The 23,965-nt window shown below is 38.2% G+C and carries 19 protein-coding genes; 18 read left to right on the top strand and 1 reads right to left on the bottom strand.

Annotated features, from left to right (window positions below; all coding sequences use genetic code 11):
* Positions 1-135: 135 nt before the first annotated feature.
* Both HMPREF1135_RS08710 and HMPREF1135_RS08705 read left to right on the top strand, forming a co-directional pair.
* Positions 136-1,788 carry a glycosyl hydrolase family 18 protein gene (locus HMPREF1135_RS08710; RefSeq protein WP_007594262.1) on the top strand — a complete coding sequence of 551 codons (1,653 nt, stop codon included), beginning with the start codon at positions 136-138 and terminating at the stop codon, positions 1,786-1,788.
* 151 nt (positions 1,789-1,939) lie between these two features.
* Complete coding sequence (locus tag HMPREF1135_RS08705; protein WP_084761724.1) at positions 1,940-3,856, top strand: IdeS/Mac family cysteine endopeptidase; 1,917 nt, start codon at positions 1,940-1,942, stop codon at positions 3,854-3,856.
* Between the two features lie 66 nt (positions 3,857-3,922).
* Here the strand turns inward: HMPREF1135_RS08705 and HMPREF1135_RS08700 are convergent, their stop codons facing one another.
* Positions 3,923-4,678: a DeoR/GlpR family DNA-binding transcription regulator gene (locus HMPREF1135_RS08700; RefSeq protein ID WP_007594259.1), complete on the bottom strand. Its 756-nt coding sequence runs from the start codon at positions 4,676-4,678 to the stop codon at positions 3,923-3,925.
* Positions 4,679-4,983: 305 nt separating this feature from the next.
* On the opposite strand from HMPREF1135_RS08700, the gene HMPREF1135_RS08695 reads away from it, so the two are divergent.
* The 16 genes from HMPREF1135_RS08695 to HMPREF1135_RS08620 all read left to right on the top strand — a co-directional run bounded on the left by HMPREF1135_RS08695 (position 4,984) and on the right by HMPREF1135_RS08620 (position 23,962).
* The gene (locus tag HMPREF1135_RS08695; protein WP_034214821.1) at positions 4,984-6,396 is read left to right on the top strand and encodes a rhamnulokinase; all 1,413 of its coding nucleotides are present in this window, start codon (positions 4,984-4,986) and stop codon (positions 6,394-6,396) included.
* A gap of 13 nt (positions 6,397-6,409) precedes the next feature.
* Complete coding sequence (locus HMPREF1135_RS08690) at positions 6,410-8,191, top strand: L-fucose isomerase (RefSeq protein WP_007594255.1); 1,782 nt, start codon at positions 6,410-6,412, stop codon at positions 8,189-8,191.
* Between the two features lie 56 nt (positions 8,192-8,247).
* A complete protein-coding gene (locus HMPREF1135_RS08685; protein WP_007594253.1) occupies positions 8,248-8,907 on the top strand; it encodes an L-fuculose-phosphate aldolase in 660 nt (219 codons plus the stop codon).
* Positions 8,908-8,919: 12 nt separating this feature from the next.
* The gene (locus tag HMPREF1135_RS08680; protein WP_007594251.1) at positions 8,920-10,419 is read left to right on the top strand and encodes a sugar ABC transporter ATP-binding protein; all 1,500 of its coding nucleotides are present in this window, start codon (positions 8,920-8,922) and stop codon (positions 10,417-10,419) included.
* Positions 10,419-11,393 (top strand): ABC transporter permease, encoded by a 975-nt coding sequence (locus HMPREF1135_RS08675; protein WP_007594249.1) that lies wholly within the window; start codon positions 10,419-10,421, stop codon positions 11,391-11,393. Before HMPREF1135_RS08680 ends, HMPREF1135_RS08675 begins: the two co-directional genes overlap by 1 nt.
* Positions 11,394-11,407: 14 nt before the next feature.
* On the top strand, positions 11,408-12,526 hold the full coding sequence (locus tag HMPREF1135_RS08670) for an ABC transporter substrate-binding protein (protein ID WP_007594247.1): 1,119 nt from the start codon (positions 11,408-11,410) through the stop codon (positions 12,524-12,526).
* 9 nt (positions 12,527-12,535) lie between these two features.
* On the top strand, positions 12,536-12,967 hold the full coding sequence (locus HMPREF1135_RS08665; RefSeq protein WP_007594242.1) for an RbsD/FucU family protein: 432 nt from the start codon (positions 12,536-12,538) through the stop codon (positions 12,965-12,967).
* A gap of 39 nt (positions 12,968-13,006) precedes the next feature.
* Positions 13,007-14,155, top strand: coding sequence for a lactaldehyde reductase (gene fucO, locus HMPREF1135_RS08660; protein WP_007594240.1), 1,149 nt, complete (start codon positions 13,007-13,009; stop codon positions 14,153-14,155).
* 197 nt (positions 14,156-14,352) lie between these two features.
* Positions 14,353-14,625 (top strand): PF20097 family protein, encoded by a 273-nt coding sequence (locus tag HMPREF1135_RS08655; RefSeq protein WP_007594238.1) that lies wholly within the window; start codon positions 14,353-14,355, stop codon positions 14,623-14,625.
* An 81-nt stretch (positions 14,626-14,706) separates the two neighbouring features.
* A complete protein-coding gene (locus HMPREF1135_RS08650; RefSeq protein ID WP_007594236.1) occupies positions 14,707-14,940 on the top strand; it encodes a PF20097 family protein in 234 nt (77 codons plus the stop codon).
* A gap of 486 nt (positions 14,941-15,426) precedes the next feature.
* Positions 15,427-16,542 (top strand): efflux RND transporter periplasmic adaptor subunit, encoded by a 1,116-nt coding sequence (locus HMPREF1135_RS08645; RefSeq protein WP_007594234.1) that lies wholly within the window; start codon positions 15,427-15,429, stop codon positions 16,540-16,542.
* 8 nt (positions 16,543-16,550) lie between these two features.
* A complete protein-coding gene (locus HMPREF1135_RS08640; protein WP_007594232.1) occupies positions 16,551-19,592 on the top strand; it encodes an efflux RND transporter permease subunit in 3,042 nt (1,013 codons plus the stop codon).
* A gap of 197 nt (positions 19,593-19,789) precedes the next feature.
* Positions 19,790-20,950, top strand: coding sequence for a TolC family protein (locus HMPREF1135_RS08635; protein ID WP_007594230.1), 1,161 nt, complete (start codon positions 19,790-19,792; stop codon positions 20,948-20,950).
* A gap of 12 nt (positions 20,951-20,962) precedes the next feature.
* Complete coding sequence (locus HMPREF1135_RS08630; RefSeq protein WP_007594228.1) at positions 20,963-22,153, top strand: TolC family protein; 1,191 nt, start codon at positions 20,963-20,965, stop codon at positions 22,151-22,153.
* Between the two features lie 143 nt (positions 22,154-22,296).
* A complete protein-coding gene (locus HMPREF1135_RS08625; protein ID WP_007594226.1) occupies positions 22,297-22,797 on the top strand; it encodes a hypothetical protein in 501 nt (166 codons plus the stop codon).
* 118 nt (positions 22,798-22,915) lie between these two features.
* The gene (locus tag HMPREF1135_RS08620; protein WP_242824851.1) at positions 22,916-23,962 is read left to right on the top strand and encodes an ABC transporter substrate-binding protein; all 1,047 of its coding nucleotides are present in this window, start codon (positions 22,916-22,918) and stop codon (positions 23,960-23,962) included.
* Positions 23,963-23,965 lie beyond the last annotated feature (3 nt).

Below are 23,965 nucleotides of genomic sequence, written 5' to 3'. Positions count from 1 at the left end.
GAGACTATGGCATGAAAAAATTATACATTTATTGCCTAAAAATTTGCCTATAAAAATATTCTCTTAAATATTTATACATATTTATAGTATATAATAGTGAATACTTTACAATAACTTATTTTATATGGAGGAAAAGTGAAGAAGAAGGTTTTAACAGGTATTGTTGTAGTTCTATGTATCATGCTTGGAATTATATTTATATCAAGAGAAATGGACGGAATTATAGGGTCAAAGGAGAAGGTTACGCAGGCGCAGTTATACCAGGTTGAGGGTGATGATGTAGCGCTTGTATACAATTATTCTTTGCAAAAGGCCAAAGCAATATATAAAGACGGAGTGGTATATGTACCTCTAAATTGGACCAGAGCCATACTCAATGATAAATTTTATTACAGTGATGATGAAAAGCTTCTTTCATACGCTTTGCCTACAGAAATAGTATATGCAAATTTTGAGAATGTGGATAATAACGGAAAGCCGCTTTTGCTTGAATCTGACGGAAAGGTTTATCTGTCTATTGAAACTATAAAGGCTTACACAGATATTTGGGTAGACTCATATACTGACAGTGAAATTAAAAAGGTATATATCAATAATACTTTCGGTAAATATGATGTTGCCACAATAAAGTCAAAGTCCGGACTGAGAGTGAATGCCGACAATTGGTCTGCAAGTATAGAGGGTATAGAACTTAAGAAAGACGAAAATGTTACAATAGTGGAGCAAAATGAGAAGTGGTATAAAGTTTTCACACAAAGCGGTTTGATGGGATATGTAAAGAAAAATCACTTGAAAAATTTCACACGGGCCGAAAGACAAAGTGCATTTGTAAAGCCGGAATATACTTCCATATCAATGGATGAGAAGGTAGTTCTCGGATGGCATCAGGTAACGACAACTGCCGCAAACAGCGGTATGGAAAAGGTTGTTGCAAATACAAGCGGGATGAATGTAATATCACCGACATGGTTCAAACTTTCAGATAATAAGGGAAATTATACCTCTATAGCAAGTAAGGATTATGTGGATGCGGCACATAAAAAGAACTTACAGGTATGGCCTTTAATTGATAATTTCAGTAAGGATATCAGTACATTAAAGATATTGTCTTCTTCTGCAAACAGAAAGAATCTTATTTCAAATCTGATTGCGGATGCAAAGAAATATGGCTTTGACGGAATAAATATAGACTTTGAGTCGCTCACACAGGACAATGCACCGCATTTTATTCAGTTTATAAGAGAGCTTTCCGTTTCATGCAGAAACAATAAAATAGTATTAAGTGTGGATGTTCCTATTCCGGCATCCTACAATATGTATTATGAGAGAGATGAGCTGGCTGAAGTTGTGGATTATGTAATAAACATGGGATATGATGAGCATTACAGCGGATCTGATGAAGGAAGCAGTGCTTCTATAGACTTTGTAAAAAATTCCATTACAGACAGCCTTACGGAAGTACCTAAGGAAAAACTTATAAATGCTGTTCCGGTATATACAAGAGTTTGGACCAAGGAAAACGGTAAGGTTACATCAACGGCACTCGGAATGGTAGGAGCGGCTACATGGGTTAAGGAAAATAATGTAAATCTTACCTGGGACGATGAGGTAGGCCAGTACGTAGGGCAAACCACAGTGGGAAATGCCACCAAGTACATATGGATGGAAGATGAGCGTTCTATGAAGCTTAAAATGGATGCGGTAAAGGAAGCTGATTTGGCGGGGGTAGCAGTTTGGAAACTGGGACTTGAACCGAAAGAAATCTGGGATATAATATCATTTAAATAATATTGGATATTTAAAATAAAATGTAGTAATATATAATTGTTTGCAAAACTTCAGTCATATTGATGTGGCTGATTTTTTGTGCAATTTTGAGTAATGAAAGGGTAGTAAAGTGAAAAAGAATAAATTTGTCCCGACAGTTTTGGGGCTTACCATGTTGATGTCCTTTAATGCCTATGCAGGTACAAAAGGATGGACATTAGAAAATAACAAATGGAAATATTATAAAGAAGATAAGGCTTTAAAAGCTTGGCAACAGATAAATAATAACTGGTATTTCTTTAATGAAGACGGAAGTTTAAAAACCGGCTGGTATATGGATGCTTCAAATAATTGGTATTTTTTGGACAGCAGTAAAACTTCCAATGAGGGAGTACTTTTATCAGGATGGCAGTGGATAGACGGATATTGCTATTATTTTGAAGGAACAGATAATACTACATTTGGAAAAATGTATTCAAATACTGCTGTCAGCGGATATAGAGTTGATGCTTTAGGAAGATGGATTAATGAAAGCGGAACAGAGTATTATGAAGCCGGTAAGGGGATAAGTACAGGTAATGCTTCACAGAGCTCATCGAATACAGCAAAGAAACAAGGTACTGCAGTTGGTTCGGGAAAAAGTAGTGGAAGCGGAGGCTTGGGCAAGGGCGGAAGCTCCGGTAAAAGCGGAGGCTGGGGTAGAGGTGGAAACTTAGGAAAAAGCAGCGAATCAGATAGTCGGGGAAAGGGTGAAAGTTCAGGTATAAGCGGCGGACCAGATAGCCGGGACAAAGGTGAAAGCTCCGATAAAAGCGCCGGCTCAAATATTGGCGAAAATACCGGAAGAAGCGATGGATTAAGCGGATTAAATCAAGGAGAAAAAAGAGAAGAAAGCAGAATATTAAGAGAATCAAAAAAGGACGGAAGTTTCAGTAAAAGTGAAGGCTCGATAAGTCAAAGAAAAGAATTAAGCCCGGATAAAGATGATACCCAAAAGCCGAATGAGAGCCCTGTAAAGCCTGCTACATCTTCAAATGTAGAGATACCGAAAGAAGAGGAAAAACAGAATACTCCTCCAAAGAATAATAAAAATCCCGAAACGGAAAGAAAAGAGAGCACACAGGACAGGGCTGAAAAGATAAAAGAATCATTGATTACTCCGGAGAATAACAATGTTGTTCAGTATACGACTGAAGACGGTGAAATCAGAACCATTATCTGGGTAAAGGGAATTAACGGTCCTTTTATGGGAGAAGGCGGAGATTTTCATAAAGAGATTATACAAGGCGGTAAAGATACTTATGTAACATATACTGTACCATATTCAAGCGGAGACGGATGGTATGATGTTAATAAAACGACAAGCGGTGGAAATATCGATATAGATAAAAATCTTTGCTTTGCGGCGGTATCATCAAATATGCTTCATTGGTGGTTTGATCAAAATATTGAATATGTTGACAGATATATAGAAAAAAACGGAGATATAATTCGTGCAAACAGAAAACTTTCAGATTTAAAAACTTCTTTTGAAAGTCCGGAAAACAGTAAGTTATTTGAACTTTATAAGGTACTGTACGGATATAATGAGAGAGGCTTTTATTCGGATCTTTTGATGGATTTGTTCATTAACGGATATACTCCAAAAACAACGGGTGCTACTAATATAGAGAGTGACGACCTCATTCCAAATAATAACGGCGGATTTTTCTATGATGTTTTTAAAGGGGAAAAACTTACAGACCGTACCTATGGCGGAAACTATGAATCCTTAAGTAATCTTCTTAAAGAAATTCTGGGTAATGGTGGAATAGTAGGAGTTTCTCATAAAGTGTTTTCAAGGAGTAATCATATTGTAACTTTGTGGGGTGCGGAATATGATTTGAACGGAAAGCTGAAAGCTGTATATGTCAGTGATTCTGACGATCAGGATGAAAGAAATGTAGGTATGAAACGTTATGAAATCCGAAATGTCGGGGGAAGGGCAAAATTATCTACAAACGAGACTGATAAGTCTGCAGGTGCTGAGGTAGGCTATCTTCATATCCTGTATCAAGGAACAAATCAGTGGAATAATTATTTTAGATAATAACAAAGGTCTGAATCTTACACAAGTAATCTTGTGATATAGATTCAGACCTTTTATTATACAAAATTATACTATCTTAGAAATATTTTTTGAAAGAATTTCATCAAGCTCGGTTGAGAATTGTCCGTTTGAAATTAAAACGTCAATATCCCTAAAATCTGTGAGTTTAAAAAATCCTCCTGCTTCTTCCTTTGTGTTGTCGCAAAGAAGTATAGTCTTGTTTGCATTTTCTATCATACTCTTTTTGACAAGTCCCTGAGAATCATCACCCTCAAATATACCCTTTGTATTGATGGCTTTACAAGAAATAATCGCAAGCTCAGCATTGAAGTTTTTGATAAAGCTTGAAGCAAATTCTCCAACTATGGACAAACTTTTATGTTTTAATACACCGGGACACAGAAAACATTTCAAATCCTGTGCATTTGAAAGTTCATTTGCGATATTGATACCGTTGGTAATAATAGTGATATTATGCCTTAATTTAAGCAAAGGAGCCAGCTGACAAACAGTAGATGATGAGTCTAAAAATATAACCATACCGTCCTTTAAAAGCGGTGCTGTCTTGCCTGCAATAATCTGTTTTTTATCCAAATTTTCTATCCTTCTCATACCGATAGGGCTTTCATTGGCTGATTTAACAATCACAGATACATAGCCGTGGGACCTCTTAACAATACCTTCTTCTTCCAGTGCAATCAAATCTCTTCTTATAGTAGAGCGTGAAGCAAAAACTCTATGACATAAGCCGTCTATACTTGATATACCGTTGCTCTTATTTAAAACATCAAGTATCTGTTGTTTTCTTCCATTCGAATCCATAAATAATCCTCTTACTTTTATTTTACAGTAACTTCCGTTAAGCAAATACCGGAGTTGCCGACAGGTTTGAACAAAAAAATTCACACATGAACATTATAGCATAAAATAAAAAAAAGTATTCAAGAATATATCCATATATATATTTTTATTATTAAATGTGTTATATTGTATTCACTGAAAAACATTTTCGGCAATGTTTCGTAGATATGAAAATAAAAACAAAAAAGAAAAAGTTTTGGAATTTTTTGGGGGTTATAGCATGTCTCCGAAAGATTGCCGATTTTATTATTGAAAGTTGGTGAAGTATGAAAAGAGTATTGGCTTTCGATATGGGAGCGACATCCATCAGAGGTATTATCGGATATGTTAAGGATGGAAAACTTGTAACTGAAGAAGTTATGAGAATGGCCCATAGTATAAAGAATAAAAACGGAAGATTGTATTGGGACTTTGATGCTATTTTAGAAAAAATAGTAAGTACTATCATTGAGAACAAGGATGTATCATGCATCGGTATTGATACATGGGGTGTTGACTTCGGAGTGATAGACAAGGACGGAAAACTGATAGACATTCCATTCTCCTATAGAGATGAGAAATATGCTGTAGGAAGAGAAGAAGCGAAAGCAAAGATAAGTGAGCTTGAAATATTCAAAAATTCCGGAAATCAGATAATGACCATAAATACAATATTCCAGTTGCTTACATTAAAGAAGTTAAATCCTGATATATATGAAAAAGCGGATAAGATGCTTATGATGCCGGATTTGATTTTCTATATGCTTACAGGAAAGAAAATAGGAGAAGAAACTATCTGGTCTACAACAGGACTTTATGATATGGGACAGAGAAAAGTTTCAGACACTATATTTGAGAAACTTGAACTTAAAAAGAGTTTGGTTCCGGAGATTGTAAAAGCTACAGAAGTAGTCGGAAATACAAAAGATTCCGGAATAGAGGCATTAAGGGGACTTTCAATCGATGTGATACCGGTATGTACTCATGATACTGCAAGTGCACTTCTTATGACAGACAGCTTTCTGGACGAGGACAGTATGTTCTTAAGCTGTGGAACATGGTCACTTATAGGTAGCGTGGTGGATAAATGTATCATAAACGAAGAAGCTTATGAGAACAATCTTACAAATGAATTGGGATTTGACTCAAAGCCTATGTTTTTCAAAAATATCACAGGACTTTATCTGTTGGAAAAGTACAAAGCGCAGCTTGAAGCAAAGCTTGGCAAAAAGATTCCATTTGATGATATCAGTGATTATGTAAACAAACTTGATAAGAAACTTTCACTCATAGATATGGATGCGGAAATATTTGCAAAAGAGGGTATTGATGTAAAGAGTGAGATTGATAATTTTATAAGAAATCAAGGCGGTGATACTCCTGAACATGACTTTGACTATTTTGCGGTTATTTATGAGAGCATGGTAGCAAAGTATATGGAAGTAAAAGCCGACATTGAAAAGATTTTAAATAAGAATTTCAAGAAGATCCATATGATCGGGGGCGGTGCTAAGTCAAGCGTACTTACATCTATGATTGCAAATAAAATGGGGGTAGATGTAAAGGCGGGACCTTACGAGAGTTCAGCTCTTGGAAATATTCTTCTTTCACTATTACATCTGAATGAAGTAAAAGATTTAAAAAGCGGTATTGAATTGATCTTAGGATCATGTGAGATAAAAAGAATAGATTCAAAATAATAAGGAGGGAATTATGAATCATCCAAAGATAGGTATCAGACCTACAATCGACGGCAGATGGGGCGGCGTTAGAGAGTCACTTGAAGAACAGACAATGGGAATGGCAAAAAGAGCGGCTAAACTTATAGAGGACAACCTTAGATATCCTGATGGAGAAAAGGTAGAGGTTGTAATATCACCTACAACTATCGGTGGCGGTGCAGAGGCTGCTGTTTGTGAAGAGTTTTTTGCAAATCAGAATGTAGTGGGAACACTTACAGTTACACCATGCTGGTGCTACGGAACAGAGACAATGGACTTGAATCCGAACACAATCAAAGCTGTTTGGGGATTCAACGGAACAGAGAGACCGGGTGCTGTTTATCTTGCGGCAGTTATGGCGGCATATGCACAGAGAGGACTTCCTGCATTCTCAATTTACGGAACAGAAGTTCAGGATAAGGATGAAACAACTATCACAGCAGACGTTGCAAAGAAGATCTTAGACTTTGCAAGAGGAGCGGTTGCTGTCGGTATAATGAAGAATAAGTCATATGTAAATATCGGTTCAGTATCTATGGGTATTGCAGGCAGTGTGGTAAACGTAGACTTCTTACAGAAGTATCTCGGAATGAGAACCGAATGGGTAGATATGACAGAGGTTCTTAGAAGAATTACACTTGGTATCTATGATCATGAAGAGTTTGCAAGAGCTCTTGCATGGGTAAAGGAATACTGCAAAGAGGGTATGGATATCAATGCAGGTAAGGACTTCCCTGAGATAATCAAGAAATCAAGATATATTAAGGATGACGAGCAGTGGGAATTCTGCGTAAAGCATGCAATGGTAGTAAGAGATATCCTTGAAGGAAATCCGAAGCTTGCCGAAATGGGATGGCATGAGGAGTCACTTGGAAGAAACGGTATTGCAGGCGGATTCCAGGGACAGAGAATGTGGACAGACTGGCTTCCAAACGCAGACTTTACAGAGGCTATTATGGCTTCAGGTTTCAACTGGAACGGTAAGAAGATGCCGACACCGTTTGCAACAGAGAATGATACATTAAACGGTGTAGCTATGATGTTCGGATGGCTTTCTACAGGAAAGGCTCCTATCTTCTCAGACGTTAGAACATACTGGTCACCGGATGCGGTAAAGAGAGTCAGCGGAAAAGAGCTCAGCGGATATGCTAAGAACGGTATCATCCACCTTATCAACTCAGGTGCAAGCTGTCTTGACGCAAGTGCGGCAGCTAAGGATGAGAACGGTAACGGAACAATGAAGGAATGGTGGAACCTTACAGATGAAGATGTTAAGGCATGCTGTGAGGCTACAGACTGGTGCAGAGCCGATTATGAGTACTTCAGAGGCGGCGGTTTCTCATCACACTTTAAGACATCAGCAGAGATGCCTGTTACTATGATAAGAGTAAATATGGTTGAAGGTGTAGGACCTACACTTCAGGTAATAGAAGGACATACATGTGTACTTGATGATGATGTACATAGAATCCTTGATGAGAGAACAAGCAAGACTTGGCCGACAACATGGTTCGCACCGAAGATTGGCGTAGGCGCTGCAGATTCAGTATACAATGTTATGGCTAAGTGGGGTGCAAACCACGGTGCAACAGTAGAAGGACATGTAGGAGACAGACTTCTTACATTGGCTTCAATGCTTAGAATCCCTGTAGCATTCCACAATATTGAGGACGAGAGAATATTCAGACCACATTCATTTAACGGATTCGGAACAGCTGATTTAGAGGGACAGGACTACAGAGCATGTGCTTACTACGGTCCGCTTTATAAGTAAAAATTAAATACAGGAGGGCAGTATTGCCCTCTTGATAGTAAAGGGGAAAAAATATTATGTTGATGGAGAAGGAAAGACTGCTTCTAATAGAGTACGGAAAGAAACTTGTAAAAGCGGGACTTACCAAGGGAACAGGTGGTAACCTGAGTATATTTGACAGAAAGAACGGACATGTGGCAATCACTCCTTCAGGAATAGATTTCTTTGAGATACAGCCTGAGGACATAGTTATCATCGATGTTGACGGAAATGTGATAGAGGGAAACAGAGTTCCTTCATCAGAGTGGGCAATGCATGTAATGCCATATAAGTACAGAGATGATATCGATGCTGTTATTCATGCTCATACAATGTATGCAACCGTTATGGCTTGTCTCAGACAGGAACTTCCTGCAACTCATTATATGATCGCTGTAGCAGGTGAGAATGTAAGAGTGGCTGAGTATGCTACATACGGAAGCCCTGAGCTTGCAAAGAATGCTTTTGAAGCAATGAAGGACAGAAAAGCTGTTATTTTGGCAAACCATGGAATTCTTGCAGGTGCAAATGATTTGCTTAACGCTTTCAATATTATAGAAGAAATTGAGTACTGTGCCGAAGTTTACACCAAGGCTAAGGCTATCGGTGAGCCGGTAATATTACCTCACGAAGAAATGACTCTGATGGCAGAGAAGTTCAAGACATATGGTCAGAGGGTTAGTATCAAAGATAAATAGGAGGGAGATCTTATGTCAGCATTACTCACAATGAAAAATATAAAGAAATCTTTCTCCGGAGTTGCAGCATTAAAAAATGCCGAACTTGAACTTAATAAGAGTGAAGTAGTAGCACTGATGGGTGAAAACGGTGCCGGAAAATCAACTCTTATGAAGATTTTGACAGGAATATATTCTAAGGATGAGGGTACTGTAACTTTTGAAGGAAAAGAAGTAGAGTACAAGTCTGTATCCGAATCTGAAGAGGCGGGAATTGCAATCGTACATCAGGAATTAAATATGATGAACGATCTGACAGTGGCACAGAATCTTTTCATCGGAAAAGAGAGAAAAAAAGGAATCTTTATAGATGATGCAAAGATGGCTGAGGATGCCAGAGAACTGTTCAAAAAGCTTAATGTAGATATAAATCCTAATGTAAAAATAGGAAGTCTTACTGTAGGAAAGCAGCAGATGGTGGAGATTGCAAAGGCTATCTCAACAAATGCAAAGGTTATAGTTTTTGATGAGCCTACAGCAGCGCTTACAGATTCCGAAATAGAAGAGCTTTTCAAAGTTATAAACGATTTGAGAGCTAAGGGTACGGGAATAATTTATATCTCACACAGAATGGACGAAATTAATGTCATCTCGGACAAGGTTATTGTTATGAGAGACGGAGAATATGTAGGCACTTTGGTAACAAAGGAATGTACAAAAGACGATATCATTAAGATGATGGTCGGAAGAACAGTCTTTATGGAACCAAAGACCAAATCTGATGTAAGTGCGGATGCGGAAGTTGTACTCAGATGTGAAAATCTGAACAGAGGAAAGTACGTAAAGAATGTTTCCTTTGAGCTGAGAAAGGGTGAGATACTCGGTTTCTCAGGACTTATGGGTGCAGGAAGAACGGAAGTTGCAAGACTTATCTTCGGTGCGGACCCGATGGATTCCGGTAAGATATATATTCACGGTAAGGAAGTAAGTATAAAATCCACAAAGGATGCCGTAAATGCAGGTATCGGTTATCTGTCAGAAGACAGAAAGAGATATGGACTTTTGGTAGATAAGTCTGTAGAAGAGAACACCTGCCTGTCTTCACTTGAAAAATTCACAAAAGGACTGTTTATAGACGGGTCAAAGTCAAAAAGTGTCAGTGAAAAATATGTTCAGGAATTAAGAACCAAAACACCAAGTGTTACACAGATTATAAAGAAACTTTCAGGTGGAAACCAGCAGAAGGTCGTTATAGCGAAGTGGTTGGTAAAGGATTCTGAAATATTGATATTTGACGAACCTACAAGAGGTATAGACGTAGGTGCAAAGAGTGAAATATATGATTTGATGGAAAGATTGGTTAAAGAAGGCAAATCCATAATAATGATTTCATCGGAATTGCCGGAAGTACTCAGAATGAGCGACAGAGTCGTAGTAATGTGTGAAGGCAGAATAACAGGTTGTCTTGACATTTCTGAGGCCAGTCAGGAGGGAATCATGACATGTGCAACAAATAGACAGGGGGCAAAATAATGAACCTAAAAAAGATTTTTTCAAATCAGCAGGCAGTGGTTATCGCCGCGCTGGTAGTAATATGTATAGTGTTTTCACTGTTAACAGATAAGTTCTTACAAGCTACAACATTTACAAACATTTCAAAGTCTGCTTACTATGTAGCATTTATGGCAATCGGAGTTACTTTCGTTATTGCTACAGGCGGTATCGACCTTTCAATAGGTACAGTTGCTATATGCTCTGCACTTATAGGCGGAACCTTTATGGAAAAAGGTACACCGATGTTTGTTGTTATATTGATAATGCTCTTGGTTGGAGCCGTATTCGGACTTATAAACGGTATTTTGGTATCACATTTTGAGTTGCCGGCATTTATCGCTACACTCGGAACCATGATGGTATCAAGAGGCTTGGGCTCAATCGTATCAAAGACAAAGACAATATCATTCCCGCAGGGAAGCAGTGCAGGTGCTTGGTTTAGAGAGATATTCATGGTAACAAAGGATGGCGGCATCCTTCCAAAGAATTTCCCTACAGGATTTATACTTTTGGCAGTATGTGCAGTAGTAATGGCAGTAGTGCTTAACAAGACAAGACTTGGAAGATATATTCTTTCAATAGGTTCAAACAAGGAAGCTACAAGACTTTCCGGTATTGATGTAAAAAAATATGAGACACTTGCTTATGTATTCTCAGGTGTGTTCGCAGCACTTGCAGGACTTGCATATGTAGCGGTATTCTCAACAGCACAGCCAAATACAGGTAACGGATTTGAGCTTGATGCTATCGCGGGAGTAGTTATAGGTGGTACATCACTTTCAGGTGGTGTCGGTTCAATCGTTGGAACAATTATAGGTGTGTTTATCATGACAGTACTTAAGATCGGTTTCCCATACATCGGAGTACAGTCACATTATCAGCTCTTCATCACAGGAATCATATTAGTATTCGCTGTGTATATGGATATCTTAAATAGAAAAAGAAAGGGTTAATTAAGGAGGAAATTATGAAGAAGAGATTTTTAGCAGTTGCAGTAGCAAGTTTGATGGCAATGTCATTAGCGGCATGTGGCGGATCAAGCAGCAGTTCAAGTGAGGCTGAGAAGACAACAGCAGCACAGGCAGACGGATCAAAGTCTGAGGAGACAAAGGCGGAAGCAAGCGCTGACGGAAAGAAGATCAACGTTATCGCTAAGGGATTCCAGCATCAGTTCTGGAAGGCAGTTGAGAAGGGTGCAATGCAGGCAGGAACAGATTTAGGAGTTGAAGTATCATTCCAGGGTCCTGATAATGAGTCAGCTATTGCACAGCAGATCGAGTATTTAGATGCAGCTATAGCACAAAAGCCTACAGCTATCTGCTTTGCGGCACTTGATACACAGGCAAGCTTGGGTTCAATCCAGACAGCAATGGATGCAGGTATTCCGATTATCGGATTTGACTCAGGTGTTCCGGATGCACCGGAAGGAGCTATCAAGGCTAATGCATCTACAAACAATCTTGTAGCAGGACAGTTGGCAGCAAAAGAGACATATGAGCTTATCAAGGACAAGATTGACGGTGCTTCAGGTACAGTTAGAATCGGTGTTGTTGCTCAGGAGTCAAACTCACAGTCAATCGTTGAGAGAACAAAGGGCTTCGTTGAAGAGATGACAAAGCTTGTTGGAGAAGACAAAGTTTCAGTTGAAGGACATGACAGCTTAAAGAAAGAGAAGGCAGGCGCTCCTGTTGTTATCGATGTAGGTATACCTGCAGAAGTTAAGGATGCAGACGGTGCAGCTGTTGCATCAGCTATTTTAGAGAAGTCAGACCTTATCGCAATCTACGGTTCAAACGAGTTCGCAGCAAACGCAATCATTACAGCTAACGAAGGTCTTGATAAGATCGGCGAAGGCAAAGTTGTTGCAGTTGGATTTGACGCAGGTAAGAAGCAGCTTCAGGCAATCAAAGACGGTTTATTTGCAGGTAGCGTAACACAGGATCCTGTACAAATCGGTTATAAGGCAGTTGAGCTTGCAGTTAAGGCGGCAAACGGCGAGAGCGTATCAGATGTTGATACAGGTGCTTTATGGTACACAAAGGACAACATGGAAGATCCAAAGATTGCTCCATGTTTATATGAATAAGAGGTAAATATGTTAAAAGGTATACCCGAGATAATATCACCGGAACTTTTAAAATACCTTTGTGAAATGGGTCATTCTGACAGACTTGTAATTGCAGACGGCAATTTCCCCACACATAGTGTGGGGAAGAATGCCCATATCATAAGAATGGACGGTCATGGTGTATGTGAGATATTGGATGCTATATTAAAGCTCTTTCCGCTTGACACATATGATCCGCACCCGGTCAGCATTATGGAAAAAGTACCGGGAGATACGGTAGCGACTCCTATTTGGGACGAGTTCAAAGAAATCGTATCAAAATATGATACAAGAAAAGATGCTATCGGAAGCATCGAAAGATTTAAATTTTACGATGAAGCAAGAAAAGCATATTTGATTATTGCGACATCTGAGAAGGCACTCTATGGCAATATAATGTTGCAAAAGGGTGTTGTATAATTTTGGTCAGTAAGTGACAGATAATTAGGGGGATTCATTATGGCTAACAGAATCATATTAAATGAAACATCATATCATGGACAGGGTGCTATTTTAAGCATTACAGAAGAAGCAAAGCTTAGAGGTTTCAAGAAAGCTTTTGTTTGTTCAGATCCGGATTTGATTAAGTTCAATGTAACAAAAAAGGTTACTGATTTACTTGATAAAGAGGGTCTTGAGTATGAGATTTATTCTGATATAAAAGCAAACCCGACAATTGAAAATGTTCAAAGCGGAGTAGCGGCTTTCAAAAAATCAGGTGCAGATTATATAATAGCTATCGGTGGCGGTTCATCTATGGATACCTCTAAGGCTGTCGGAATAATTATTGCAAACCCTGAGTTTGAAGATGTGAGAAGTCTTGAGGGACTTTCACCTACAAAGAACCCATGTGTTCCTATATTTGCAGTACCTACAACAGCAGGTACAGCGGCAGAAGTTACTATAAACTATGTTATCACAGATGTAGAGAAGAAGAGAAAATTTGTGTGTGTAGATCCACATGATATTCCAGTAGTAGCATTCGTAGATCCTGATATGATGTCAAGTATGCCAAAAGGACTTACAGCTTCAACAGGTATGGATGCACTTACACATGCTATCGAAGGATATACTACAAAGGGTGCTAACATTATTACAGATATGTTCAACTTAAAGGCTATCGAGCTTATTGCAAAATCACTTCGCGGTGCAGTAGAAAACACTGCAGAGGGAAGAGAAGGAATGGCTATCGGACAGTATCTGACCGGAATGGGATTTTCTAACTGTGGACTTGGAATAGTTCATTCAATGGCACATGGTCTTGGTGCATTGTATGATACACCTCATGGTGTAGCAAACGCTATTATTCTTCCGACAGTTATGGAATATAACGCTGATGCGGTTGGTGAGAAGCTCAGAGATGTGGCTAAGGCTATGGGCGTAGAAGGCACAGAGAATATGAGCGAAGCGGAGTACAAAAAGGCAGCCGTTGATGCGGTAAAGAAGCTTTCTGAAGATGTAGGCATTCCAAAAGATTTGAAAGAAATAGTAAAACCTGAGGATGTAGACTTCTTGTCACAGTCAGCAATGGATGATGCCTGCAGACCGGGCAATCCAAGAGATCCAAAGCTTGAGGATATTAAAGAATTATTCTTAAGCTTGATGTAAAATTGTTACCTTCTATATTATTTTAATAAAAGGGTGTATACTTGCTTTAGGGTGAGTATATGCCCTTTGTGCTTTACTTACTAAATTTTTATTTACAAATCCGGGTAAATAAAGTGTAAGCATAACACCGGTCAAAAATTTTTTCCGGCTTTGTGAAAAACAATTGAGTACTGAAAATTTAAATAAATGGAGGTTATATGGAAAAGTTTAATAAAAGATGTCCATACTGTGGAAAGATTATGGAAAGGGGAGAAATTCCCAGAGGTGAAGGGGAGTCACCTCATGATATCAAGTGGATTCCTGAACGCAAAAAAGGTAAATGGTATGAGGAGTTATTATACTTCTTGTCTCAGGAAGGTGAAGATAAGGTAATAGAATTAACGAGTAAGTATTATCCCACAATATGGGATGAGAAGAAGTGCATAGCCTATCTTTGCAGAGAGTGCAAAATAATAATAATAGATATTTAACAGTAAGAAGGATTTATATAAGACAACTGACTACCGGTATAATATATCATATATTTATCAGATTATTATGAAAGGGGGATTATGGGAAGTTATTATATGAAATGCCCTTATTGCGGCAGAGCAATGGAAAAGGGGAGTATACCTTACGGCGGAAGATATTCGCTTAAGTGGAAGAGTGAATATGAAAACAGAAGCAGTCTAAATTATATGTTCAATTTTGATAAAAAGGATGTAAAGCTCGCTTCTGTTTGGGGTGAAATATGTTGTACCGCCTATCTCTGCAGAGTTTGCAGGAAGATAGTAATTGATGTATGACTTTAATATAGCTGTTTTAAATACAGCTATTTTTTATGTGTATGTAAGATTATGGCAGTGACATGCAAATTGATTGACATTTTGCATGTCACCTTTTCTTTGGAAATTTGGATATGGATTTGCCAAAGAAAGATTCAGTATAAAATCCGTAGCGGAATTTTGTAATTGCAAAAAGAAAGAATACCACATAGTACCTTACATTATAAAGTACTATGTGGTATCATCGTTATAAATTATATGTAGTATTATCATGCAGTATGCTTTTATATATAAAATTATTAAAAAGTAAAGCATTTATCATTTGATATTTTGTTTAGAATTGGAGTTTTGCTATATTTATATAAATATAGCAAAAAAACATAATAAAGCAAAAAATAATATAGTATTAAACATCAAATTGAAAAGTAGTATAATACAAGTATAATTTATTATTTTAACAGTTCGGTCAGATAAACATCATAAATAATATATAGAATGGAGAAATATATGAAGATAGGGAGAATAGTGATAGCTGTAATAGTTGTTGCGGCAGTGGCTTTTACAGTATATAGATTTGTCGGTTCAAAGAAGGTGGAGGTAGTAACAGATACCAGACCGGGGGTTATGACAGTGGAGCCTGAAAGAAGGAATATAGTAATATATACGGAGCAGATAGGAACAATCGCTCCTACTCAAAGCGTATCGGTATTTCCTAAGGTCGGAGGTGAGGCACTTTCGGTTAATTTTAATGTGGGTGATAATGTAAATGCCGGAGATGTTTTGGCAACAATAAATTCCGATGCACTTACAGCGCTGAAAATTCAGATGGATGCGGCAAAGGTCACTATGAATGATACCGCTACAGCACTTTCAAGAACTCAGGCACTGGCAGATACGGGAGCTGTTGCCCCACAGGTACTTGAACAGGCAAGATCTGCCGCAACATCCGCAGCATTAAACTACGAGGCTGCCAAGTCACAATATGATTTACAGTCTTCATATACAAGTATTAAAGCACCTATTTCGGGAGTGGTGGAGACCAAAGGTGTGGAAGAACATGATATGATCGCTCAAAGTACATCTATTGCAACTATATCAGGCAATAGCGGAATGGAGGTAAAGTTCGGGGCGACGGTGGATGTTCAAAATCATCTAAAAGCAGGCGATCAGATAAAAGTTTTACATAACGGTGCTGAGTACAATGGCAATATAACCGAAATATCAAATGCGCTCTCAAGTTCCACAGGACTTTATGATGTAAAGGCAAGCCTTGAGGGAGAAGCATTACAGAGCGGAATGAAAGTAAAGCTTACACTTTTAAAGAATAAGGCTGATAATGTGTTGACTCTCCCCATCTCGGCAGTGATGTATTCGGGAAATGATGCATATATATATTTATACAGGGACGGCAAGGCTGTAAAGAAAAATGTAAATGTGGGAATTTATGACAGTGATTATATAGAGATAAAGGAGGGACTTAATACTTCCGATAAAGTAATATCTACATGGAGCAATGAGCTCTATGACGGAGCCGAGGTAATGCTCTCTCAAAATGATGGTGCAGAAAGCAGTGCTGATGAGACTGTAGGCAATGCAGAAACAGAAAGTGCAGGAAATAAGTAGGAGGATTTATGATTGGATTAACAAGGTTTTCATTAAAAAGACCGGTAACTCTTATTCTTGCAGTAATAACGGTTTTGTTTTTCGGATTGCGCTCTGTTATGAATGCACCTATGGAGCTTAATCCCGAGATGAGTTTGCCGATGATGGTTGTATCCACTATATATCCGGGAGCATCTCCGGCAGATATAGATGAACTTATATCAAAGAAAATAGAGTCAGAGGTCTCAACACTGACGGGAATAAAGACTGTAAGTGTAAGTTCCATGGAAAATGCCTCTACCATGCTTTTACAATATGAGTTCGGAACAAATATGGATAAGGCATATATCAACTTAAAAAAGGTATTGGATTCTGTAAAATCAAGCCTGCCAAAGGATGCACATGAGCCGAATATTATAGAGATAGATATGAATGCTCAAAGTGATATACAGCTAAGTATTGCCGGAGGTACGGACGGCAATTTGCAGGACTATGTGAATACAAATATTGTTCCTGAATTTAAGAAAATGTCTTCGGTTGGAAGTGTTTCCATATCGGGAGGGCAGTCAAGTTATATAAGAATTGAGCTGATACCAGAAAAGCTTGCACAGTATAATTTAGCTATGTCGGATATCGGAAATATAATAAGCAGTGCGGATTTTTCTACACCTGTAGGCAAGGTTGACTATGGAAGGCAATCACTAAGTGTAAGTATAGGTGCCGACTATAAGGATATCAACAGATTAAAAGATATTGTAATACCGCTAAAAACGGGAGATGTAATACATTTATCGGATGTAGCAAATGTATATGACGCTTTGGAGGAGAAAAATTCTCTGAGCCGTTATAATGGTGAAGAGGTGGTTTCAGTGGCTATTACAAAGCAGCAGTCATCCACTTCGGTTGAAGTATCAAAGCAGGTTAACAAGGTTATAGAGGAGCTGAAGGCAAATAACAAGGATTTGACCATTACTACGATATTTGACAGCTCAAAATATATCAAGGAATCAATCAGTGATGTATTTAAGACACTTATAATGGCGGTAATACTCTCAATGATAGTTCTGTTTATATTTTTTGGAGATATCAAGGCTTCGCTGATAGTCGGAAGTTCAATACCGATATCTGTTATGGTAGCTCTTACACTTATGCGTGCGGCAGGCTTTTCACTAAATCTTATATCCATGGGCTCATTGGTACTTGGAATCGGTATGATTGTGGATGCGTCCATAGTCGTACTTGAAAGCTGCTTCAGATCAAAAAGTGATAAAAACTTTTTTGATGCCGCCGTGGAAGGTACAGGTATTGTGATAAATTCAATAACAGGTTCTATAATAACCACCTGTGTAGTATTCCTTCCTCTTGCAATGCTTAAAGGTCTTTCAGGACAGCTCTTTGCACAGCTTGGTTACACCATAGTATTTTGTATGGTTTCATCATTATTCTCCGCAATAATGATAGTTCCGCTTCTATATCTCTTTTTTCATCCTGTGGAAAAGACTGATACATTGGCAAACAGAGCGCTTTTAAAAGTACAGGATGGCTATAGAAATACGGTAAAAAAGATAATACCGAAAAAAATCACTGTAGTCGGAATATCGGTAATACTTCTTGTAATATCCTTTATACTTGCCGGAAATGTCGGAATGGTGCTGATGCCCGAATCGGATGACGGTCAGATAGCAATAAGTATTTCCGTAGCTCCGGGACTTAATATCAAGGATGTGGATAGAATTGCAAAGCAGATAGAAGATTTTGTGGCGGCGGATCCGGATGTGGAAAATTATCAGATGACCTTTGGAAATTCTGAAATGTTTTCAGAAAAAACCGGTATTTCAATAACTGCATATTTGAAAAAGAAACGCAGCAGAAAAACCAAAAATGTAATACAGGAGTGGCAGCCTGTGCTGACAAAAATCCCTGATACTTCAATATCCGTAAAGAATCAGTCTAACAGTTCAAGCGGAGTATCAAACCGTGCTGTGGAAATCAATCTTCAAAGTACCGATTATAATCTGGTAAGAAAGACCGCAAATGAAATAGTAGATAAAATGCATTCATTAAATTATTTATTAAATGTACATTCAAGTGCAGAAAATGCGGCACCGATTGTTAAGATAAATGTGGATCCTGTACAGGCTGAGGCGATAGGAATGACTCCGGGAAGTGTTGCAGGTATTGTATATCAAAATCTTACGGATACGGAGGTAATGAAATATTCCTCAGGAGATTCTACGATTACTGTAAAAATGAATTATCCGGATGAAAGCTATGACACCATCAATGAAATAGAAAATATACTGATAACAGGTGTTACAGGAACTAAAACTCCGCTTTCAGATCTTGCTACAGTGTCATTTGAGGACAGTGCGGTTACTATTACAAGATCGGATAAAAAATACCAGGTTTCCATTACAGCGGATAAGGTGGCAGGATATAAGGGAGATGCCAATAGTGAGGCTGATGCCTTTGTGGACAGTGTGGGGCTTCCAAACGGAGTGGAAAGAGCCACCAATGCATATAATGATATGATGAGTGATGAGATGACATCACTGCTTAATGCATTACTTACAGCCATATTTTTAATATTTATAGTAATGGCAATGCAGTTTGAATCACCTAGATTTTCACTGATGGTAATGTTTACCATACCGTTTTCATTGATAGGAGCATTCGGACTCCTTTGGTTATTTGATGTACCGATAAGCATGATGTCAATGATCGGATTTTTGATGATGGTGGGTACCGTTGTAAATAACGGTATTTTATATGTGGATACGGTAAATCAGTATAAGGTGGAGATGCCTCTTGATGATGCCCTTGTGGAGGCAGGAGCGACAAGAATAAGACCTATACTTTTGACCACCCTTACAACAATTATATCTATGCTTCCGATGGCTCTCGGCTATGGAACGGATATGCTCCAGGGACTTGCACTTGTAAATGTAGGAGGTTTGATAGCTTCAACGCTTCTTGCACTGCTGCTTTTGCCTACTCTTTATAAAATGCTTGATAAGGCAGGTAAAAAGCTTACAGGAAATCATTTAGAAGCGGGACTCGATATTGACTGAAAGATAAATGCAATTAAATAATTAAAGTCAGTATGCTGACCGGGGGGCTTACCTTAACCGTATGGAAAGCTTGATCAAATAGAAATATAAATTGAATATAAAAGTAAGATTTGAATAATAAAATTATTGTAAAATTAAATATAGAGATGTATTTAACAAAGCTATTATAGATTTATTATATTGTGAAAGAGGTGAATATGAATAAAAAAGGCAGAAAAATAATAGCCCTTGCACTTTCAGGCAGTATGCTTATGACTACAACCGTATTTGCAAGAACTCCAAGATTTAACAGAAGTAATGAGGAGTGGGCTGCACTTGAAGACAATAATCTTGAGTACGGCGAGATAGAAGATTTGATAGCTGAGTACAATGCTACAGTGCGTTCAAATGAAGTGGCTTTAGCAAAGTTTAAAAGAAACTACGGAAGAACAAATACTGAAGTGTCTGATAAGTACAGAGAAAATGCAGAAGAAATTTTAAATAATTTGGATGACCCTGATCCAAGCGATCCGACATATATAGCAAAGCTTTCAAGCGTAGCGACTGCAAGAGCAACGGCACAAAATCTTTTATCAAGTGCGGATTCCACACTTGAAGATGCAAATATTATAAGACTTGGATATGAGCAGGCGGAAAAGACTTTGGCACAGAGCGCTGTTACAAATATGATTTCATATAAATCGGGTCAAGTAGCAATAGATGTGGCTAAGGGTAATCTTGAACTTGCAAATATTTCATTGAATATGGCAAATGCAAAGTTAAATGCCGGAACGGGTACAAATATAGATGTATTAAGTGCTAAAGAAAAGGTACTCAATGCACAGAATGCTTTGGCTAAGGCGATATCAGATAACAATACGGTACTTAAGAAATTGCAGGTAATGACAGGATGGAGCTATAATGCCACGCCAAATGTAGGAGATATACCGGCTCCCGATATGAACAGAGTATTTGATCCGAGTGCTGATTTACAAAAAGCATTGGAAAATAATTACACACTGAGAATAAATGAAAAGAAATTGGAAAATGCAAGTGCAGACTCCGACAAGCAAAGTTTGAAGCTGACTATAGAAGATAATAAGAAAAATATATCAACAGTTCTTACAGTGGCGGCACAAAATATAGCAGCTGCAAAGGAAAGCTATAACTATGCAAACAGTTTTGCAAATCTTCAAGAGGCTAATCTGGCTACTGCAAATCAGAGATTTTCACTTGGAATGATAAGTAAGCTTGAACTTGATACACAAAGGGTAACAACGGAGAATGCAAAAAGAGCGTTGGAGCAGAGCAGATATGCCATAAATCAGGCAATAGCAAACTATGATTGGGCACTAAAAGGGCTTGCATCAACATCATAAGGAGGCTTATAAATGAAAAACAAAATAATAGCTTTGTCTCTTTGTATGGCACTTGCCGCACCTGTAACATCATATGCATATGTGACTTCTCCAAAGAATCCGTCAGATGTAGGAAAGACACAGGCACAACTTAACGGATACAGTGAAGAGACCTGGAATAAACTTATGGATAATACTTTGGAGTATGGAGAAATAGAAGATTTGGTAAAAAACTTCAATGTAAACATATCATCAGCTTGGAGTAAGTTTAATGAAAATGTAGACAGCTTGAGTACGGCACTGGATACACTCAAAGCGGCAAAAAGAGAGATGAGCGGTAATGCGACTGTGGCTATGAACGACGGTGATATTGTAAATACAATGCTATATAAGGCACAGGGCAAGGGCCTCGGTATGAGTATACAGGCAATGAGCATTGCAAAGGATAAACTGTCAAGGCAGGTGACAAGTACCAATGCACCTATAAGAAATGCACAGGATCAGGTTGTGGCAGGTGTAAGAGCACTTATGATCGGATATAAAAATATAGAAAATCAGGAAAAGATACTTGACAGTATGATAAAGATGTATGAAGAAGTGCTAAGAGTCACAAACCAGACAGGAAGTTTGGGATTGTCAACCAATGCGGACATTATAAAGGCTCAAAGCGACCTGACAAATGCAAGAGCGAATCTTTTGAATCTGAAGGCTAATAAGGACAAGCTTTATCGTACTCTTATAACTATGTGCGGTTGGTCTCCTGATGCTGTCGTCACCATTGCGGATATACCTGATGTAAGTGATGACGATATAAATAAGCTAAATCCAAGTGTGGATATAAACACAGCCATCGGAAACAATGCAACACTTATAAAGAACAGACATAATACATCTTCAAAGTCAAGTTCATTTGTTGAAGCCAAGCTGTATCAGTCAAATCAGGATGAAGATATGTTAAGAGCAAATATAAATGAACTTTATAATAATATAATAACAGATAAAAGTAATCTTGCAGCGGCAAATGCCGGATTAGAAGCGGCCAACGCTACCGGGACTGCACTGGATACACAAAGAAGACTTGGAATGCTCTCAACGGCGCAGTATCTTGGAGGAAAGCTTTCGGTTATACAAAAGCAGGCGGAATTGGAGAGTGCAAGGCTTCAACTAAAGACGGATTACAATACATATATGCAGGCACTATCCGGAAATATTGCTATAGAGTAATACTTAAAATGTATCAAAAACATAATAAATATTAAGATAAAATAAATTGCAAAATTGTCTGTATTTGATATAATTGACTAAATCAGATTTGATTCGGGTTAACAGTTCAATGAAGGATTGTATATATTAAGGAGGATATGATAATGGGATTTTTTGATCAATTAGGTGATGTTGCAAAGAACTTGGGTGCAGCTGCAGGTGACCTTGCTAAACAGGTTAGCGATAAGACAAATGACGCTTTAGAGATAAGCAAGCTTAATTCAAAGATTTCAGCAGAGAGAGTTGAAATTGAAAAGGAAAAGAAGAAAATCAGTGAGACTCTTATAGAAAAATTTGCAAAGGGCGAGGAAGTACCTGAGGAGATAAAGGGATTCTGCGAGGCTATTAAGGAGCATTTCCTCAATATAGACAAGCTTAATGAGGAAATCGAAAAAGTAAAGAATGCTGTAGGCAAGAAGGCGGAAGAAGTTAAAGATGCCGTAGCTGAAAAAGCTGAGGATGTAAAAGATGCCGTTGCTGAGAAGGCTGAGGAAGTAAAGGATCAGGCTGTAGATACATTTAATGAAGCTAAGGAAGCTGTTGAAGACAAGGTAGAGGATGTAAAGGAAGATATCAAGGAAGGTGTCGACAACATTCAGAATTAATGCATTGATATTTCTATAGAAATTAATTAAAATAAGAGAGTAAAACCTTATGGTTTTGCTCTTTTTTATAAGAGGAAAAATATGTTTTGCTCATAATAAATATATTTTGGAGGTAGTAGTGAAAAAAAGAATATTAGCTGTAATGGCATGCGCATTGTTGGCATTGTCAGGTTGTGCGAAGACAAATGTAAATGAGAGTACTTCAGGAGCGGAGAGCACTGCAGCAGAGAGTACACAAACAAGTACTGCAGGTGCAAATGAAGAGAGTCTTGGAACCATAAAGCTCGGTGGATTAAAAGGACCTACAAGTATCGGACTTGTAAAACTCATAGATGATGCAAACAAGGGAAGTCTTGCATACAGTGTCGATTTTGATATGGAGACTGCACCTGATGTGATGGCACCGAAGCTCTTAAACGGAGAAGTTGATATTGCGGCATTGCCTGTAAATATGGGTTCGGTACTTTTCAATAATTCTGACGGAAAAGTTACTATGCTTGATATCAGCACTCTCGGTATACTTTATATACTTGAAAAAGGAGATCAGAGTATAAAGAGCGTTGAGGACTTAAAGGGTAAGACAATAATAGCACATGGTCAGGGTGCAACACCTGAGTATTCACTCAGCTATATCTTATCAGGACATGGACTTGATATAAATACCGATGTGACTATGGACTGGAAATCATCTGCTGATGAAGTTCTTGCAGCTGTTGAAAATGCAGACAATGCGGTAGTTATGTTGCCACAGCCATTTGTAACTGTAGCTCAGACAAAAGTACAGAACTTGAATACCGTTTTGGATCTTACAAAGGAGTGGGATGCGCTTGGAACAGGTGGAAAACTTATTACAGCAGGACTGTTTGTAAGAAATGATTTCCTTGAATCGAATAAAGAACTTGTAGATGAGTTTATATCTAACTACACAGATTCGGTTAAATGGATCAATGAAAATGTGGAAGAGGCATCAAAGCTTGTAGAGGCAAATGATATTATAAAAGCACCTATTGCAGCCAAGGCAATACCGTATTGCAACCTTGTTTCTATTACAGGTGATGATATGAAGAGCGCTACAGAGGACTATTTGATGACATTGTTTAATTTAAATCCTAAGTCGGTAGGTGGTGCATTGCCGGGAGAAGAGTTCTACTATACCGGAAAATAGTCT

Source organism: Lachnoanaerobaculum sp. OBRC5-5 (assembly GCF_000296385.1).
Classification (GTDB): domain Bacteria; phylum Bacillota; class Clostridia; order Lachnospirales; family Lachnospiraceae; genus Lachnoanaerobaculum.
This window is presented reverse-complemented; position numbering and strand designations above follow the sequence as displayed.